Genomic DNA, 16,968 nt, shown 5'->3' with positions numbered 1-16,968 from the left:
ACGGAAACTACGAATAGACTAGATAAAGCTACCTAGTAAATTCCGTGAATACACAGGAATAAGCTTTAAACAAGTAAATAGCAGTAAAGGCGCGATAAATCTGTACAGTTAACGATTGAGATTCGGCAGTAAACGGCGTAGTAATCTGATCAGTGGTGTTTCAATTTTAATTTTAAAGGCTAGTATCTGGGTACGTTGCAGTGAGTTAAAATTGTTATCGCTCACAAGAATTAATGATTGTTGACCATCGGGTAGTTTAGGACCAAGAGTTAAGCCTTCGATGTTGTCTAGCAGTACATCTAGGGTTCTCAAATCTAACAGTAGTTTTTTCTGAACTGGTTTAATATTTTTGGAGTCAACTGCTAAAAGACTATCTATGTGATGAATATCATCAGCTTGTTCTAAAGAAACCTGAAACAGGGAAATAGCAAATCCTAAACCGGTAAAAGACCGTTCTAAACTTAGGAAGTGCCCTTGATCATCGAGAGCAAGTAAATCAGGTAATCCACTAGCAAATTTGCCAGTCAGATTTAAAAAGGGTGAAACTGGTTCTGTCTGGTAAAGAAACTCCTTTTCTGGCTGGCTGTTGAGCAAGTTGTATTGCAAAATCCGGCAAGGACTACCGATGTTAGGTTTAGCTGCAACACCATCTTGAATAAGAGCATTTTCGGTGGCTGTAAATAGATTCTTTTTATCGGGTGTGATGGTGAGACTTTCAAAAGCCAAATTGTTGCGGATGCCTTGTTTAGCAGTTTTATCTGGCAAAAATTTGTTTGGGATGGGAAGTGTTGTAATTTCTTTGCCAGAAGATAGTGAAAATTCTTTAATAAAAGGATTAATTAGTTTTGCAGCATCGCCTTCAGAAGAAATAAATACAGTTGATTTATTAGTTAATGCAATACCTTCTGTATCAGTTTCACCAGGACGAAATGTTTGCTCGGTTTCATTTAATAATGTGGTGACATCTACGGGAATAACTCCGCTCTTTTTTAGATAACCCTTGCTTAAATCTATTTTCAGGGTGTAGAAGCGGGCAGCCGCTTTTTGTCCACGGTCATCAGAAATAGCATAATAAAGGTTGTCTTTTGCATTATATGTAATTCCAGATAAACCTCCAACCTCGGTTTTCTTAAAGATTAAACCTTTCGGTAAAGTAGCTTCACCGATAAACTCTATGTTACTAACTTCAACGGCGCTTGATGGTAAGTTTGTGAAGAAAAAACTGATAACTATAATCGGGATAAAGAAGTAGATAATTCGTGGGATTGCGAAGGTTTTTTTAATTAGCCGCATAGAGTTTTTTGTGAGAGTGTAAAATTAACAAATAAGATATCACGCTGAAGAATATAGCACTACACATCTGTGCGCTGCTAAAAATAATGTATATTCCAACAAATTGAAAACTTTTATAAAATACGAAATCACTTAAGCTAGTCGCAAACCATATTCGTCCTGAAAAAAGTTTACAAGCCAGTCTTTTACTCTGTGGGTAGCGCGGCAGTCATCTTCGTTGTAGCTTTGGATAATTTCTAGTAAGGTGCGATCGCCTGTTTCTAACCACTGATCGTACCAGTAAATACATTTGGCACCACTAGCTTCTTTTTCCCGCCACTCAAATCCTAACCAACGGGCGATCGCTTTGAGGGCATAACTTTCTACAGGTAATGCTACACTCTGGGTTAATTGTTCATACACATCCACAAATCGGTTCAGTACAGGATGCACTGAGGCGTTGGGAGTGTTGTAAAGCTTTGCTAGCCGTTTGACTGTATCATACTCGTAGACACAAAAATGATAAATTGGCGCTGCGGGATATTGCCAAACTAAATCCAAAAATTGCTGCCAAACTAATTCTTCGTCTTCTGGTTTATCTGCTAAAAACGAATAAAACTGTTCTGTGTTGGCAAGTCTATCAACTACCAAAACCCCCAAAAGATAATTTAAATCTAAGTCTGGCTGTGCCTCAATATCAAAGTAAAGCTCTATGGGTGCTGTGAATGTAATATCTTCTATTGGTAGCGGGTAGGGTAAAATTAGGGGTCGTTTTTGCAATGCAGATTGAGCTTGCACTACTAGCTTGGGTGCTATTTTAGGGTCAAAACCAACTAGATTTTCTAAGGTGCTGGGACTGGTATTAGCAAGAGATTCTAGTGTGGTTATGGCTACGTCTTGGAGTTGAGTGTAGCGAAGAGGTGTTACGCCTGGTAATAGTGAGAGATGTTTTTCAGATTGAGCGATCGCATAACATTGACTATACCAGTGGCAAAAATTGCACTTTTGCCGAGAAATAAACACCTCTGGCGAATTCGGTAACTCTAAAACTTCAATAAACTCCTCCAGAATTTGCTGCATCCGTGGCATCCATTTAAACAAATCCACCGTATAGTTGGTGTTTTTGGTTCGCAATATCAGCAAAGCTGTTTCTGGTACAACTCCCTGCACTGTTGCCAAAACTTGGGTATGAAATGCAGCGACAACTTGATATTCTTGCTTAGGGCGCTTACCCAGTTCAATACTAGCCGGGACATACATCCAATCTCCAAAACGAGACTTTCCTGGCTGTTTGACGAGTAAATTTGGACGACTCAGTAAAGTGTATGCTTCAGAATAATTTGCTAGGAGTACTCCTTTATAGATATACTCAACCCCACGCTCCATCAATTCTAAAGTTGCCTTCTCTGCTATTTCCCAGTTTCCATAAGAATAATCTGGTTGGTGGTAAGTCATCTGTGCCAAAGCACCTAGCTGATGAGCGATTTTGTCCTGTTGCAGTTTCCGCAGCAACTCATTGGGTGCATCGCGCTGACTTTTGTCACCGTGGATATCTAGAAAAGTTCGGCGTTTACAGCGTTGATATTGCAGTAGGAGTTCAGCATTAATTAGCATTCTTTTAAGTTAACAAGAATTAGTATTATGTGGGGGTAACTTAGACAACTAAAGTTTGCAAGTGGCGATCGCCTCTACTGGTCTGTCAAGCGAAGTTTGAAGGGGAAAGAACGAACCGCAAAGACGCGAAGTCCGCCAAGGAAGAAGGAAAGAAGAGAAATTGAAGAATTTATCTACTCGTCAAAGTTGAATTCACAGACTATAGCGGTTCTCAGTTGAGTGCAATACAGACATAACCCCCAGCCCCTTCCCTTGTAGGGAAGGGGAGCAAGATTCAAAGCCTCTCTCCTCTTAGGAGAGAGGTTTGGAGAGAGGTCAAACTGTATTGTATCCATTCGAGAAGCGCTATATTACACATGATTTGCCGTTTATTCTATACTGTCACTACTGATTTACTCCTTCTGCCTCCTGCAACGTTACTGATTACGAGATAAGATTTGGCTGCGATCGCTAAAATTAATCTCATGCCTATTTTTACCATTGCTACTAGGTATCAATAGCCTGTAAACAAAAGATATCCCTTAGAAATTATGACTAGTCTTTCTGTCGCCCAAACCAGGCTGCATAGCCATCGAGAGCAATTTCCCGCTTTAGCCAATAAGACTTATTTCAATTATGGGGGACAAGGGCCAATGCCCCAAAGGGCAATGGATGCTATGACCGAAACTCAGGCTTATGTTCAGCAAATAGGCCCCTTTGGTAATGAGGCGTATCGCTGGATAGCACCGCAGACTCAAGCCGCAAGAGTTGCGATCGCTTCGGAGTTAAATGCACCAAGTGAGACAATTACCCTTACCCAGAATGTCACAGTTGGCTGTAATATCGCTATGTGGGGTATCGACTGGCATTCTGGCGACCATATACTGCTCTCAGACTGCGAACATCCAGGCGTGATTGCCACCACACAGGAAATCGCGCGGAGATTTGCGGTAGAAGTTACTACCTGTCCTCTGAAGGCGACTTTAAATGAGGGCGATCCTGTAAAAGTTATTGCCCACCACTTACGTCCTAATACCCGTCTTGTAATATTAAGTCATGTTTTCTGGAATACTGGTCAAGTTTTACCTCTTGACAAAATTGCCGAAGTATGCAGAAATAATCATTCTTTTTTATTGATAGATGCTGCCCAATCTGTTGGTTTATTGCCTTTAAACTTGACAGAATTGGGTGTAGATTTTTATGCTTTCACTGGTCACAAATGGCTATGTGGCCCTACGGGTGCTGGTGGTTTGTATGTCCGACCAGAAGCACGAGAAAGCCTGAAACCTACGTTTATTGGCTTGAATGGTATTGTTGTGGATAGTCAATCTCAGCCTGTTGACTGGCTTCCAGATGGGCGACGGTATGAAGTGTCTACCTTAGCTTATCCGTTGTATGTTGGGTTAAAGGAAGCGATCGCAATTCATCAGCAATGGGGAACTTCACAGGAACGTTACGAGCAAATTTGTCAAAATAGTGGGTATCTTTGGCAGCGCTTAGTATCGTTACCCGATGTTAAATGTTTGCGAACATCCCCACCCGAATGCGGTATAGTATCGTTCCAACTTGCAAATAATCAGCCCCAAGCTAATCTCAAATTAGTACAATTTTTAGACTCACAAAACATATTAACTCGGACAATTGCCGATCCTAGCTGTATACGTGTCACCACCCATTACCTGACTTTAGAATCGGAAATCGACCAATTGCTTGAGGCGATTCAAAGCTTTTGCAAAATGTAGGATAAGTAGGGTGTGCTGTAACGCACTTTTACTAGTGCGTTATGCTATCTCCAGTTAAGAGGCTGTACTTAACTCTGCTGAACTAAATGAAAACCCTTTATTTACTTTGTGGCTTGGCGTTTTCCGGTAAAAGTACCTTGGCTAAAGCAATAGTCAATTACCTAAACTGTGCATCTGTAAGTCTGGATGATATCAATAAAGAGCGAGGACTTGGTTTTGGTGGAGATGGTATTTCCGTTGAAGAGTGGGAAAATACTCACCAGATCGCAATTGGTATTTTGGATAATTTAATGCAGCTAGAACAAGACATCGTTCTTGATGATACAAACTGTTTTCGTTGGTTGCGTGACAGATTTAGAGAGGTCGCCAAACGACATAATTATGAAACCAAAGTAATTTACCTCGATGTTCCGCTAGAGGAAATTTACATAAGAATGCAAATGAATGAACAGACTAAAAAACGTCAAGGAATCAAAAAGGAAATTTTCGCCGAACTAATGCAAAATTTTCAGCCTCCTGAAGTAGATGAAAATATTTTGCTATTCCAGAATGAATGCACTATCAAAGATTGGCTAGAACTCAATTGTATTATCCAATAATTCATAATTTTTAAAATTAAAATGGAACGCCCAATCTTATACTTAGCCATAACTAACCACGGTTTTGGTCATGCTACCCGCATTGCTTCTGTAGCTGCGACAATTCAAAAATTATGTCCAGAAGTCCTGCTAATTCTTGTTACTACTGCCCCGCGCTGGTTGCTAGAGTGCTATATAGAAGGCGATTTCATCTATCGTCCCCGTGCATTTGATTTGGGTGTGGTGCAAACCGATAGCTTGACAATGGATAAAGTAGCGACTTTAGAAAAGTTGCTGGATATTAAGAAACATCAAAATTCGCTGATTGCCTCAGAAGTGAATTTTATCCGCCAAAATCGCGTTCATCTCATCTTGGCAGATATTCCCTTCCTTGCTCCTGGGTTTGCCAAAGGTGCAAATATCCCTTGCTGGATGATGAGTAACTTTGGCTGGGACTTGATCTACCGGGATTGGGGAGGAGAATTTACAGCAGTTGCAGATTGGATTAGTGATTGGTACTCAAAGTGCGATCGCCTATTCCGTCTCCCTTTCCACGAACCGATGCAAGCTTTCAACAATATCACAGATGTCGGACTAACAGGCGGTTCCCCCCATTACTCTGCTGATGATTTACGTTCTTTTTGGGGAATAACTGCACCTATCGAAAAAACTATTTTGTTGACCTTTGGCGGCTTGGGTTTGCAGCAAATCCCCTACGATAACCTGCGGCAATTCCCAGATTGGCAATTTATCGTCTTCGATCAATCTGCGCCTGATTTGCCTAATTTAGTGAAAATTAATGACCGTAAATACCGACCTGTAGATTTTATGCCTATTTGTGGGCGAGTCGTCTCTAAACCTGGCTATAGTACTTTTGCTGAAGCTACACTACTCGGTGTACCTATTGTTACTATCCCCCGTGAGGATTTTGCCGAAGCAACTTTTCTAGTAGAAGGCATAACTAATTATAACCAGCATCAAATCATCACCCCATCTGAGTTTTTTCAAGGGACTTGGGATTTTCTGCATCAGTTACCCCAACGACCAAAGCAATCCCAGCTAATTGCTAAGGATGGTAATGAAGCGATCGCTAAAGCGGTTCTCAATTATTTACAGACCAAATAAAGTCATTCAAAATAGTATAAATTAATATAGCGGTTCCCAGTTGAGTGAGGTACAAAAACCCCACCCCCAACCCCCTCCCCGCTCTTCGATAGGGGGCTATGATGTATCTCATTTGATTAGGAAAAGCTATATATGAATATAGCAATCCTAAGTCATTGGTGAAAAATTAGATCCCCGACTTCTTAGAGGACTATGGGTGTGCTTGTTGAGTTTAATATTTTTTATATTAAAAAATAAAGATAACTTTGAGTTTTAATTCTTTATTTTGAATAGTAATCTCAATTTGTCTGATAAATTCTCGAAAGTAAAATCGTCGCTCTGTTTCCGACAAATCTAACCAAAATTGCGGTATTGAAACAGCTTGAGCAACAGAACGCAAATTAACTGGGGGAAGAGTCGCCAATTTTGCTTCGAGTGTAGAAATTTCTGTGCGGAGTTTGTAAGCCCTTAGCTTTGCTGTTTCAACATCTAAAATTCCAGTTTCGATTAAAGCGGGTAACTGAGCAAGTATTTCTTGTTGACGAGCGATCGCTTGTCCTAAACTATTCTTGACTGCATCCAATTGGGGAAAATTCATCCCCGCTACAGCTAAGGGTAAGTCGCGGCAAACGGTTTCAATTGTATGTTCCAACACTTCTTGGTAGGGAATAGCCTTACACTTAGGGCGTTGAAGACAGCTAGTAGAACGTAAATAAAGATACTCCTTATCTTGGTTGCGTTGGGTGACACGAGTAACTGTCAGATGTGACTGACACTCAGCACAGACAACCAACCCAGCTAAAGAACGCCTAGCACTAGCAGTTCGGGATGGTAAACGGCTATTACGGCGTAAAAGTCGGTCAACTTGGGCTGCTTCTTCTTTAGAAATTATCGGAATATGGGTATTAGAAATAATTTCACCATTTTGGTAAGCTGTATTGCCGCGATAAACTGGATTAGTCAACCAGCGTCGCCCAGTTGTGACAGAGATTTTTTTGCCGTATTTTTTCGCCAGGTAACGAACCGAACCCCGCAGGGAACCATAGAGTAAAAAGTGTTCAAAAAAATCTTTGACTACTGGTGAAGTACTGCGATCGATAGTATATTTTCCCTTACCTCTGCGATAGCCGTAGGGAACTTTACCGGGTGGCGGTGCAACCTCAAGACGATTCCGGGCGTGTCCTTGACGGATGCGACGACTACGTTGTTGACGTTGGATTGCATTTAGCAAATTTAGCAAGTCAGCACCCAGAGGGTAATTTTCGGAAGTGTAGGGCTGTTCTGTGGCGATTATCGCTACTCCCATCGCTTCGAGTTTATGCAAGCGATCGCTAATTTCCTCTACAGTATCCCCCAATTCCTCCAACCGACGAATCAAAAGATAATCTGCTGCTTCAGTTTCGCAATCGGTAAATAATTGTTGTAATTGCGTTCGCGTAGCGTGTCCAAAGGACTCTCGCGTAGTCTGTCCAGAAGACTCTGGCTTACCCAAATCTTCATAAATCCAATCCACCTCCCATCCCCAATCAGCTTGATCGGGAGCAGATTCTAATAGCGGATTGGTGTAAGAGTAGGCAATTATTTTCATTGGTCATTTGTCATTTGTCATTGGTCAATAATCAATAAATAGTTCTTCTTCCCCTGCCTCCCCTGCTCCCCTGCTCCCCTGCCTCCCCTGCTCCCCTGCCTCCCTGCCTCCCCTGCCTCCCCTGCCTCCCCTGCTCCCCTGCCTCCCCTGCCTCCCCTGCTCCCCTGCCTCCCCTGCCTCCCCTGCCTCCCCTGCCTCCCCTGCCTCCCCTGCCTCCCCTGCTCCCCTGCTCCCCTGCTCCCCTGCCTCCCCTGCCTCCCCTGCTCCCCTGCCTCCCCTACCTCCCCACTCCCCACTCCCCACTCCCCCTCACTCCTGACTCAACTCAATAATATTTCCATCAGGATCTTGAGTAAATAGGGCAGGGCGACCGGAAGCGCTGGGTTGAATGGGATAATTATGATTGAGCAACTCTTGTTTTGCAGCGTCCAAGTTAGTCACTGAGAAAGCGACGTGGGGGTTGCGTCCCCATTTTTCGTTAGGGTTTTCGGTGGGGACAGTAGGTGCAACTATCAGGTGAATTTGATAGTTACCGACTTGATACCATGCACCAGCGTATTTCAGAGAACGATCTATTTTGGATAATCCTAATACTTTGCCATAAAAGTGTTCAGAGCGTTCTAAGTCAGTCACAAGAATTGCTGTATGGAGACTTTGGGTAATCTGCATTGTCGGTAAGTGCGATCGCATTTATCTAAATTTTGACGTACTTTGAACCCTTACGGAATGCTTATTCCTCACCCCTAGTAGGGCTTGTTATTACCAACATATTTTAAAGTCAGGTAAGGGTGTATTAGAGTCAGAGTATGCAGTTGAAAAATTTGACAGACTTGAATCCTGACAGCAGTTGACTAATGGGGAAACGCTGAATTAGGGGATAGTCATTGTGCAAAAGAGCGATCGCATGGATTTCTTTTTGAAAATAACTCAGTTTGTTTCTAAACAAAAGCAAATAATCAGGTAAGTAAAATGGCAAAAGAAATAGAGCGGAAATATTTAGTGAGAGGAGATAGCTGGAGAGGATTATGTGAAGGTAGTGTATATCGTCAAGGATACATTGCCACACAAGACAAAGCGACTGTGCGTATACGTATAGTAGGGGAAAAAAGTTATTTGACTATTAAAGGCCCCAATATAAAATATTCGAGATTAGAGTTTGAGTATCCTATTCCTGTTGAAGATGCTCAAGAAATGCTTGAGGCATTATGTGAACGTCCCTTTATAGAAAAAATCAGATATAAAATACAATCGGGTGGTTTGATTTGGGAAATAGATGAGTTTGATGGTGTTAATAAAGGATTGATTTTAGCAGAAGTTGAACTGAATGATGAAAATCAAAAAATTGAACTACCAAGTTGGATTGGACAAGAAGTTTCTGATGATTCCAGATATTTCAACAGCAATTTAGTAAAACACCCTTTTTCACAATGGTAAGCAGCTGTTCCGCATTTAATTTGTATAATTAGGGCGCTCATGTTGCCCACCCCACAAGATTTTTATTTAATTTGATTATTCAACTTAGATGCTTTTCAGCTTAATTGCGAAAATATTGGGAACTAAACCACGTCTATCTTGAAACCTGTAGTTCAACTCTAATGAATAAGGATTTACCCTCATCCCCCAACCTATCCCCCATATCTGGGATTCGGGGAGCTAGAATTTCACAAAGTCCCTCTCCCATCTCTGGGAGAGGGATTTAGGGTGAGGGCGAAAACTATGGTTATCAAAATTTATTTGCTCTGAAACCCTTTTTGCAGGGGAATTCTAGCATTTCCCCCCTGCTCTCTGGTCAGAATTATCTAAAAAGCGTTACAACTTCGTCCCGCACTCAGCGCAGAAGTTGTGGGTAGGAGCATTTTTGGCATTGCAGTTACTACAATACACTGGCTCTGCTGCTGCTTTGGGCGATCGCTTTTGCAAGCCGACCATTTGAGCGTTGCTCTTACCAGGGACTACCATTGGATAGCAGTTTTCGTCTCTGGTGACGTGGACATTTAAGATCACTGGGCCTTTGTGTGCCAGCATCTCGGCGATCGCATTTTTTAATTGACTGCGATCGCTAATCACCATACCCTTAATCCCGTATGCTTGTGCCAATAGCTCTACGTCTGGCATCCCTACTTCCATATTGGAGCATGAATAACGCTCACCATGGAAGGCTTGCTGCCACTGGCGCACCATCCCTTGCCAGCCGTTATTGATAATTATTGTCTTGACATTTATCTCATATTGTGCTAATGTTCCCAATTCCTGCAAACACATTTGGAAACTAGCATCGCCACTGATACAAATCACTTCTTCATCAGGAAACGCTACTTTAGCGCCCATAGCAGCAGGTAAGCCAAAACCCATCGTTCCCAAACCCGCGCTAGAAATCCAGCGCCTTGGGCCGTTTTTGAGGAATTGTGCTGCCCACATTTGATGTTGTCCCACATCTGTGGTGTAGAAAGCGTGTGGTGCTTGACTACTGACTTCTACAATCACTTCTTGGGGTGAAATGCTGTCGGCATGGTGCGGCACTATTAGAGGATACTCTTCGCGCCAACGGTTAACTAAATTTAACCATTCTTGGTTTTGATTAGGGGTAGCCTTAACGCCTGTTTCTTTGCAGCGACGCAACAAGTCTACTAAGACGTTCCGCACATCGCCGACGATGGGCACTTCGGGAACGCGGTTTTTGCCGACTTCTGCGGGATCGATGTCGATATGAATGACTTTGGCGCGGGAGGCGAATTCGTCTAATTTACCTGTAACGCGATCGTCAAATCTAGCGCCGACACAAATCAGCAAGTCACAATCACTTACGGCGAAGTTAGCGTAAGCAGTGCCGTGCATCCCCAACATTCCCAACGCGAGGGGATGATGTTCGTCAAATGCACCGATCCCCATTAAGGTTGTGGTGACAGGGATGTCGAATAATTCAGCTAGTTCTTTGATTTCTTCATGGGCGCCAGCTGCGATCGCACCACCACCGACATACAATAGCGGCCGGCGACTTTCAGTAATCAACTGAATTGCAGCATGAATTTGCCTTGGATTACCCTTCACCGTGGGACGATAACCGCGTAACTTCACTGAACCTGGTTTTACGGGTACATAGTCAAATTCTTCTAAAGCTACATCCTTGGGGACATCAATCAAAACTGGCCCCGGTCGCCCAGTGCTAGCGATGTGGAAAGCTTCGGCGACAATTCGCGCCATATCTTTAGGATCGCGCACTACATAAGAGTGCTTCACAATCGGTAGCGTAATCCCGTAAATATCGGTTTCCTGAAAGGCATCTGTACCAATGGACGGACGTGCTACCTGCCCCGTAACCACAATCATCGGGATTGAATCCATGTAGGCAGTGGCAATCCCTGTCACCAAGTTAGTTGCCCCTGGGCCAGAAGTGCCAAAACATACTCCTACTTTTCCCGTTGCACGGGCGTAACCGTCTGCGGCGTGGGCTGCGCCTTGTTCGTGTCTCACGAGAATGTGCTTCATAGCACCAGTCGCTTCAACTTTATACAGGTCGTCGTAAATTGGTAGAATTGCTCCACCAGGATAACCAAAAATATAATCAACGCCGTGACGATGAAGGCTGTCAAGTAGAGCAAAACCGCCAGATGCGCGTTTGGGCAGGACTGGCGGGCTAGAAGCACGAGATTGTTTGTGATTCTCAGTTTGTGGGAGACTAATTTGGGAGAGCGATTCTCCTGCGGAGACACTTAGTGAACGCACGGTCAAACCTCAGACTATAGCTAAAGTTAATGCTGAATTCTGTATTTAAGATTTCATTTTAATTGAAAAGTTCAATCAAAATCTGATAATTTTATATATTAAATATAAAGCTAGATTATAAGCCTACATTAATTAAATTACGTCTTGCAAGACATTGCGGGTATTTTTCCAAGCCCAAACACCGACAACTACAACAATAACGCTCATTCCTACAAGCACAATTCGCAAGCCCAGAGCATCAGTTAATGGCCCAGTAATCGCCAAGGGTAAAGCCAGAGCGATGTTAACAGCATGATTTTGAAAGCCAAATACTTTACCATGCATGGTAGGTGGTGTTTGCTGTTGAATTAAAGTTTGCATGGGTACGCCAATTAGGGCAGCACCTATACCCAAAAATGCACAGAGTGCTAGCGCCAGTAATAGGTTGTGCGTAAAAGTGAACACCCCTAAAACTAGTGCCATCATCAAAAATCCAATTAAGGGTAGGGGCTTGTGATGCAATTTATCACCCCAGTGACCTAAAATCGCTGCACCAGATACCATACCCACCCCTGCTGCTGCCAAGAAAAAGCCAAACTGTTTTTCTTTTAAACCAAACTCTTCAGCTAATCGAATCGTCAGCACTGTTAACGCTGCAAACACACAATATAAAGTTGTCAGTTGCAGCATGGCGTTCAAAATCAAAGGGTTTTTCTTGAGATAGCGCAGGCTCTCAGTGAATTCAGTCCAAGGGTTATTTGATGCCCGATGTTCCCTCGTTCGTTTGGGTTCTCTAAACTTAATCGGTTGCATGATTGCAGCCGATAATATGTATAATCCACCAACCACAAGCTCTTGACCGTATTCTTCTCCCATCCAGCTTTTCGCCAAACTTAAAATCGGCTCTCCGATAGCAAAGCCAACAATTAAAGCTCCCATCATCGTGCTGGTAAACAGCGCATTAGCTGCTAACAAATTCTCTCGCTTCACCAACAGGGGAATGGCTGCTTGTTCAGCTGGTGCAAAAAACTGCGTCACCGTGGAGATGGCAAAAGTCAGGATTAATAGAATCAAAAACTGTCGTGGTAACAAGGGAAGACACAGCGTTAATATTCCCCGCACGACATCTGAGCCAACCATAATTAGCTTTTTTGGCAAGCGGTCAACAAAGATACCACCAGCAGAACCGAACAAAATGGCTGGTATTGTAAAGGACAGCATCAAAGTTGAGTACATCGAGTTTTGTGCTAACCCAGGAAGCGGTGAGTAATTCTCCAAGAGAGCAATCATCAAAACGAAGAAAACCTTATCTGCTAACTGGGACACCAGTTGCCCAATCCACAGGAGCATAAAACCACGGTTTTTTAGCAGTGCGCCAAACCCGTTATTAACAGCAGCCGGTTCAGTTGGAAACATTTAGATACTTTCTTTCTTTGGGTAGATGGGGCATGGGGGATGGGGCATTGGGCACTTGTACTGAGCGACTTGTGCCGAGCCTGTCCTGAGCGTAGCCGAAGGGCGAAGCCGAGGTAAGTCGAAGTATTGGGCATTGGGTATGGGGCATTGGGGCATAGTTTTTCTTGACTGTCCCCTGTACCGTGTCACCTGTAACCTTTTCCCTTCCCCACTCCTAACTCCTAACTCGTAATTCCATTGTCCGGACTAATTTGCTTCATAGCGCTTTAACAGCATAAGCAAAAACTCATCTGCTGTCAGATAACCTTTGGGTGGATAAATTTCAATGGATGAATCTACCCACCAGCCTTGTACAGTCTGGGAGGTAGATGGAGAGCGGCTTTTCGTTAGACATCGCCACATAGACAAATGATCGACTGCTGGTTGTGCATAAAAGTTATTTTGCCCACAACCTAGCAAACAAGAACTCCAATGCGTGAAATAATCATGACTCATCCGATGAATCGGAAAATTACCCTGTAGTGGTACTCCCCATCCATCTATAGCAATAAAAGCTTTCACACTACCACCCAAGAGTTGCCACAAATGCGCTGCCCCTATTGCCCCCACTACACCAGCACTAAAGCTAATAAATATAATTGGTGATTTTAAAGAGCCGGTCAAGCGATACCTGTGGTGAGCTACGCTAACGCGCAAAAACTGCAAAATGTGCAATGCTGATAAAACTAAAACATCTTTACCCGGATAAATCAGTATATTTGCTGAATTTTGGTCAATATCGCCATTAGAAACCATATCTAATAATCCGACTTTAAAGCTTTCAGTTAACTCTGGTTCATGAATTCCAGGGCAAATAATTATACTCATCTGTATATTCGGATTGGGCATTGGAAGATAATTCTTTGTGCTTACACTCGGATATATATCGTACCAGCTAGCTTTTAGTTATCATGAAAAGTTAGATCCCCTACTTCTTAAAGAAGTCGGGAATCTGCACACGCGAATTTTCACAAATCAGATAGCATGGCTATATATTACCTTATTTCTACTGAGCAAATATACCTGCTTTACATATTATTCCGAAAGAATACTATTTCAAAAAAGTATTAATTTAAGTTATAAATAGCATTAGATTAATTCTATCAATCAGATGCTTGTTTTCATAATTGTTTTTATAATTTTATTGTTAATATATTCTATCGTTTTATACAATAGTTTAATTTATAAAAAGAATCAATTTGATAATGCGTTTTCTACTGTTGATGTAATTCTACAAAAAAGAAGTGATTTGATACCTAGACTTGTCACATTAGCTCAAATGTATATGCAATTTGAGCAAAAAATATTGATAGAAATTAGTAGGCTCATAACTACAGTAAATTCAAAAAGTTTAAGTAATACAGCACTTACGGCAGCTATGAGGTACATTCCCAAATCTGAAAGCTTTGATAGGAGAGGGCAAGGAAAAAAACTGTATTGCATAATAGCCGGAAGCGCTGTAATAGCCGAGTTGCCGTAGAAGACCAAATTTCGAGAATGTTAAGCAGAATTCTAGTAGCAGTGGAAGCATATCCTGAATTAAAAACAAATGACCATTTTATCAAATTACAATATTCCTTGAATGAAGTAGAAGAACAACTTTCCGCCGCTAGAAGATTTTATAACTCTGCCGTAACTGAATACAACAATGCTGTAGAAATGTTTCCGACAAACATTATAGCTTGGTGGATGAAATATCAATTAAAGTTACAGTTTAAAGCTAATCCACAAGCCAAAAATAATGTAAATATTGAAATAAATTCTAAGTAATTTTTAATTTGAAAAAATATGTCAAAATTTACTTCCACACACAATCAAGAATGATTAAACGTAATAGTTAAATTATCTCTACAATAATCAATCCTTCGTCTTGACGGCGATTTATCGCGTCTCTTGGCTTAACCGAACCGTATTAGCATTGGTTCAATTTTCCATGCCCACTTGCCCTGCCCTTCGGCTATGCTCAGGAACCGCAAAGTCGTTCGCGTAGCGTCCCGCAGGGAAGGGATGCCCAATGCCCCACGTAAGTTTTGTATGTCTTTTGATGTATTATCTTGATTTCCCCACCCATCCTATCCCCCTGGATGGGATAGGATAAGTTACTAGTAGGGAAAATGTGTAAACTATTCTCTAACTCCAAATGTCTCTGCACTCTGGTTATATTGAGGAACTAATTGTGGTTGCCACGCCGGAAAAAGTACAACATAGTCACGAGCAAATATCAGGTAAAGACCGTGTAGCCGTACTGCTTATGGGCTACGGCGAAGTCGAAAGCTACGAAGATTTCGCCAACTATAACGAACAGGCTTTAAATCTACTGACAGCAAAATTTGCACCAGTACCAACCTGGATTTATCCGCCCCTAGCAAAGCTTTTGGCGCTATTTGACCGCCATGAGTGGGGACACACACACCACGATTTTATCTCCCCACACAATGCCATCTTTGAACAGCAACGGGCTGGGATTGAGAAGAATTTACAAGAAAAATGGGGCGATAAGGTTCAAGTTTTCAAGGCTTTTAACTTTTGCGCTCCTTTTCTACCCAACCAAGTCTTGGCAGAAATCAAAAACCAAGGCTTCGATAAGCTGCTGATTTACCCACTGCTAGTTGTTGATTCTATCTTTACCAGTGGCATTGCGATCGAGCAAGTTAACAATGCTCTCGTTGAGTTGACTGATGGTGAGGAACACTGGGTTAAAGCACAGCGTTACATTCCTTCTTTCTTCAACGAACCAGCTTACATCGATTTGATGGCTCATCTGGTTGAAGAGAAAATTGCTGAGTTAGCCGCAGCTTATCTGCCTTCTCAAATCGGCATTGTGCTAATGAACCACGGCTGTCCCCATAAAGCTAAAGGCTTTACTTCTGGGATTGCCGAAAGTGAAGCAATGTACGATTTAGTTCGGGATAAGTTGATTAATCGCTATCCGTTAATCTCGGTGGGTTGGCTCAATCATGACACGCCCTTAATTGATTGGACACAGCCAAACGCCGAGCAAGCAGCAAATAACCTGATTCAATTGGGTGCAAAAGTGGTAATTTTTATGCCAATTGGCTTTGCCACAGAAAACCACGAAACTCTATTGGATGTACACCATATCATCCATGCTTTAGAGAAACAGCATCCTGGCACAAACTACGTGCAAATGGCTTGCGTTAACGATCGCCCAGAATTTTTGGCAATGGTGGCCCAATGGGCTAACGATCATATTGCAGAGTTGTTGTCAGAGCAAGCTTTGGCAGTTAATCCCCAACTCGCTGGGCATCATCATCACCACCATCATTAAGTTGAGTGTGGTGGGTAAAGCTTTGCTCATCCTACATTTATGGTGTAATAATTTGATACTCCCATGCTTTAAGGTATGGGATTTTTTATTCTTTTGGCTCTTACGTACACCACAATACCCGGATTTCTCACGAAGTTTGAAGAAATAGGGGTCAAAAACTGCCAAAATGTATATTGCAAAACAATTCCAGCAGTTTAAAGTATGACCCCAAATAAAAATCATTGTATACCGGAACAGTTCGTATTTGGACAAGTAGAGTCACGTCCAGTTGTAGTTAATTTCAAGGGTGAGCCTGTAACATCTGATGCAGGATTAATACTAATTGCGGAACTAGACAGGAAAAGAGAAATAACATCACAATTGGCAGCATGTTTCAAAGATTACCGAGAGCCAAATAAAGTTTTACATCCAGTTCACAGCTTAATTGCACAAAGGATATATGGCTTAATCATGGGTTATGAAGATATAAATGACCATGAAACTCTACGTCACGACCCAATATTTGCGCTGACAGTTGGAAAAGTGATTAATTCAAAGCGAGCAAATACTAGCCGCAAAACTTCGTGCATCTAACTTAGACCCCGCAGCATGGCAGGGCTGATTCATTCCACAAGGGCAAGGAGTTTGTCAATATCATGAGATAGA

15 protein-coding genes are annotated in these 16,968 nt (G+C 42.3%); 8 read left to right on the top strand and 7 right to left on the bottom strand.

The annotated features are described in order from the left end of the window. Positions 1–108: 108 nt before the first annotated feature. Positions 109–1,293: an esterase-like activity of phytase family protein gene (locus HWQ36_RS02995; RefSeq protein WP_292697939.1), complete on the bottom strand. Its 1,185-nt coding sequence runs from the start codon at positions 1,291–1,293 to the stop codon at positions 109–111. 132 nt (positions 1,294–1,425) lie between these two features. Continuing rightward, positions 1,426–2,886 carry a TM0106 family RecB-like putative nuclease gene (locus tag HWQ36_RS02990; RefSeq protein ID WP_292697937.1) on the bottom strand — a complete coding sequence of 487 codons (1,461 nt, stop codon included), beginning with the start codon at positions 2,884–2,886 and terminating at the stop codon, positions 1,426–1,428. Positions 2,887–3,416: 530 nt separating this feature from the next. Between HWQ36_RS02990 and HWQ36_RS02985 the strand changes: the two genes are divergently transcribed. The 3 genes from HWQ36_RS02985 (at position 3,417) to HWQ36_RS02975 (ending at position 6,310) form a co-directional block, all read left to right on the top strand. After that, entirely contained in the window at positions 3,417–4,607 is a 1,191-nt protein-coding gene (locus tag HWQ36_RS02985; protein ID WP_292697935.1) for an aminotransferase class V-fold PLP-dependent enzyme, read from the top strand. A gap of 86 nt (positions 4,608–4,693) precedes the next feature. Then, entirely contained in the window at positions 4,694–5,206 is a 513-nt protein-coding gene (locus HWQ36_RS02980) for an ATP-binding protein (protein ID WP_292697933.1), read from the top strand. A 21-nt stretch (positions 5,207–5,227) separates the two neighbouring features. Further along, positions 5,228–6,310: a glycosyl transferase gene (locus HWQ36_RS02975; protein WP_292697931.1), complete on the top strand. Its 1,083-nt coding sequence runs from the start codon at positions 5,228–5,230 to the stop codon at positions 6,308–6,310. Positions 6,311–6,536: 226 nt separating this feature from the next. Here the strand turns inward: HWQ36_RS02975 and HWQ36_RS02970 are convergent, their stop codons facing one another. Together HWQ36_RS02970 and HWQ36_RS02965 are read right to left on the bottom strand one after the other, a co-directional pair. Beyond that, positions 6,537–7,877 (bottom strand): recombinase family protein, encoded by a 1,341-nt coding sequence (locus HWQ36_RS02970; RefSeq protein ID WP_292697929.1) that lies wholly within the window; start codon positions 7,875–7,877, stop codon positions 6,537–6,539. Positions 7,878–8,186: 309 nt separating this feature from the next. Next, entirely contained in the window at positions 8,187–8,546 is a 360-nt protein-coding gene (locus tag HWQ36_RS02965) for a VOC family protein (RefSeq protein WP_292698079.1), read from the bottom strand. 300 nt (positions 8,547–8,846) lie between these two features. Between HWQ36_RS02965 and HWQ36_RS02960 the strand changes: the two genes are divergently transcribed. Continuing rightward, positions 8,847–9,311: a CYTH domain-containing protein gene (locus HWQ36_RS02960; protein ID WP_292697927.1), complete on the top strand. Its 465-nt coding sequence runs from the start codon at positions 8,847–8,849 to the stop codon at positions 9,309–9,311. A 375-nt stretch (positions 9,312–9,686) separates the two neighbouring features. On the opposite strand, the gene ilvB is transcribed toward HWQ36_RS02960, so the two are convergent. The 3 genes from ilvB to HWQ36_RS02945 form a co-directional block, all read right to left on the bottom strand. Then, positions 9,687–11,600, bottom strand: a complete 1,914-nt coding sequence (gene ilvB, locus HWQ36_RS02955) for a biosynthetic-type acetolactate synthase large subunit (protein ID WP_292697925.1) — start codon at positions 11,598–11,600, stop codon at positions 9,687–9,689. Positions 11,601–11,732: 132 nt separating this feature from the next. Continuing rightward, entirely contained in the window at positions 11,733–12,995 is a 1,263-nt protein-coding gene (locus tag HWQ36_RS02950; protein ID WP_292697924.1) for an MFS transporter, read from the bottom strand. A gap of 246 nt (positions 12,996–13,241) precedes the next feature. Further along, positions 13,242–13,862, bottom strand: a complete 621-nt coding sequence (locus tag HWQ36_RS02945; protein ID WP_292698077.1) for a hypothetical protein — start codon at positions 13,860–13,862, stop codon at positions 13,242–13,244. A gap of 283 nt (positions 13,863–14,145) precedes the next feature. Between HWQ36_RS02945 and HWQ36_RS02940 the strand changes: the two genes are divergently transcribed. From HWQ36_RS02940 to HWQ36_RS02925, 4 genes are all read left to right on the top strand, one after another. Continuing rightward, a complete protein-coding gene (locus HWQ36_RS02940; RefSeq protein ID WP_292697923.1) occupies positions 14,146–14,514 on the top strand; it encodes a LemA family protein in 369 nt (122 codons plus the stop codon). Continuing rightward, positions 14,472–14,804 (top strand): LemA family protein, encoded by a 333-nt coding sequence (locus tag HWQ36_RS02935; protein ID WP_292697921.1) that lies wholly within the window; start codon positions 14,472–14,474, stop codon positions 14,802–14,804. Before HWQ36_RS02940 ends, HWQ36_RS02935 begins: the two co-directional genes overlap by 43 nt. A gap of 406 nt (positions 14,805–15,210) precedes the next feature. Next, the gene (locus HWQ36_RS02930) at positions 15,211–16,323 is read left to right on the top strand and encodes a ferrochelatase (protein ID WP_292698075.1); all 1,113 of its coding nucleotides are present in this window, start codon (positions 15,211–15,213) and stop codon (positions 16,321–16,323) included. 201 nt (positions 16,324–16,524) lie between these two features. Beyond that, positions 16,525–16,896 (top strand): transposase, encoded by a 372-nt coding sequence (locus HWQ36_RS02925; RefSeq protein ID WP_292697919.1) that lies wholly within the window; start codon positions 16,525–16,527, stop codon positions 16,894–16,896. The last annotated feature ends 72 nt before the right edge of the window (positions 16,897–16,968 follow it).

Source organism: Nostoc sp. NMS2, assembly GCF_017115105.1.
GTDB lineage: Bacteria > Cyanobacteriota > Cyanobacteriia > Cyanobacteriales > Nostocaceae > Nostoc.
The sequence above is the reverse complement of the archived record's forward strand: the minus strand, read 5'-3'. Positions and strand labels throughout refer to the sequence as shown.

What these genes read in the sequence shown, in the direction of transcription:
- HWQ36_RS02995 (WP_292697939.1), bottom strand. Translation starts at nt 1,293, where the DNA reads ATGCGGCTAATTAAAAAAACCTTCGCAATCCCACGAATTATCTACTTC.
- HWQ36_RS02990 (WP_292697937.1), bottom strand. Translation starts at nt 2,886, where the DNA reads ATGCTAATTAATGCTGAACTCCTACTGCAATATCAACGCTGTAAACGC.
- HWQ36_RS02985 (WP_292697935.1), top strand. Translation starts at nt 3,417, where the DNA reads ATGACTAGTCTTTCTGTCGCCCAAACCAGGCTGCATAGCCATCGAGAG.
- HWQ36_RS02980 (WP_292697933.1), top strand. Translation starts at nt 4,694, where the DNA reads ATGAAAACCCTTTATTTACTTTGTGGCTTGGCGTTTTCCGGTAAAAGT.
- HWQ36_RS02975 (WP_292697931.1), top strand. Translation starts at nt 5,228, where the DNA reads ATGGAACGCCCAATCTTATACTTAGCCATAACTAACCACGGTTTTGGT.
- HWQ36_RS02970 (WP_292697929.1), bottom strand. Translation starts at nt 7,877, where the DNA reads ATGAAAATAATTGCCTACTCTTACACCAATCCGCTATTAGAATCTGCT.
- HWQ36_RS02965 (WP_292698079.1), bottom strand. Translation starts at nt 8,546, where the DNA reads ATGCAGATTACCCAAAGTCTCCATACAGCAATTCTTGTGACTGACTTA.
- HWQ36_RS02960 (WP_292697927.1), top strand. Translation starts at nt 8,847, where the DNA reads ATGGCAAAAGAAATAGAGCGGAAATATTTAGTGAGAGGAGATAGCTGG.
- HWQ36_RS02950 (WP_292697924.1), bottom strand. Translation starts at nt 12,995, where the DNA reads ATGTTTCCAACTGAACCGGCTGCTGTTAATAACGGGTTTGGCGCACTG.
- HWQ36_RS02945 (WP_292698077.1), bottom strand. Translation starts at nt 13,862, where the DNA reads ATGAGTATAATTATTTGCCCTGGAATTCATGAACCAGAGTTAACTGAA.
- HWQ36_RS02940 (WP_292697923.1), top strand. Translation starts at nt 14,146, where the DNA reads ATGCTTGTTTTCATAATTGTTTTTATAATTTTATTGTTAATATATTCT.
- HWQ36_RS02925 (WP_292697919.1), top strand. Translation starts at nt 16,525, where the DNA reads ATGACCCCAAATAAAAATCATTGTATACCGGAACAGTTCGTATTTGGA.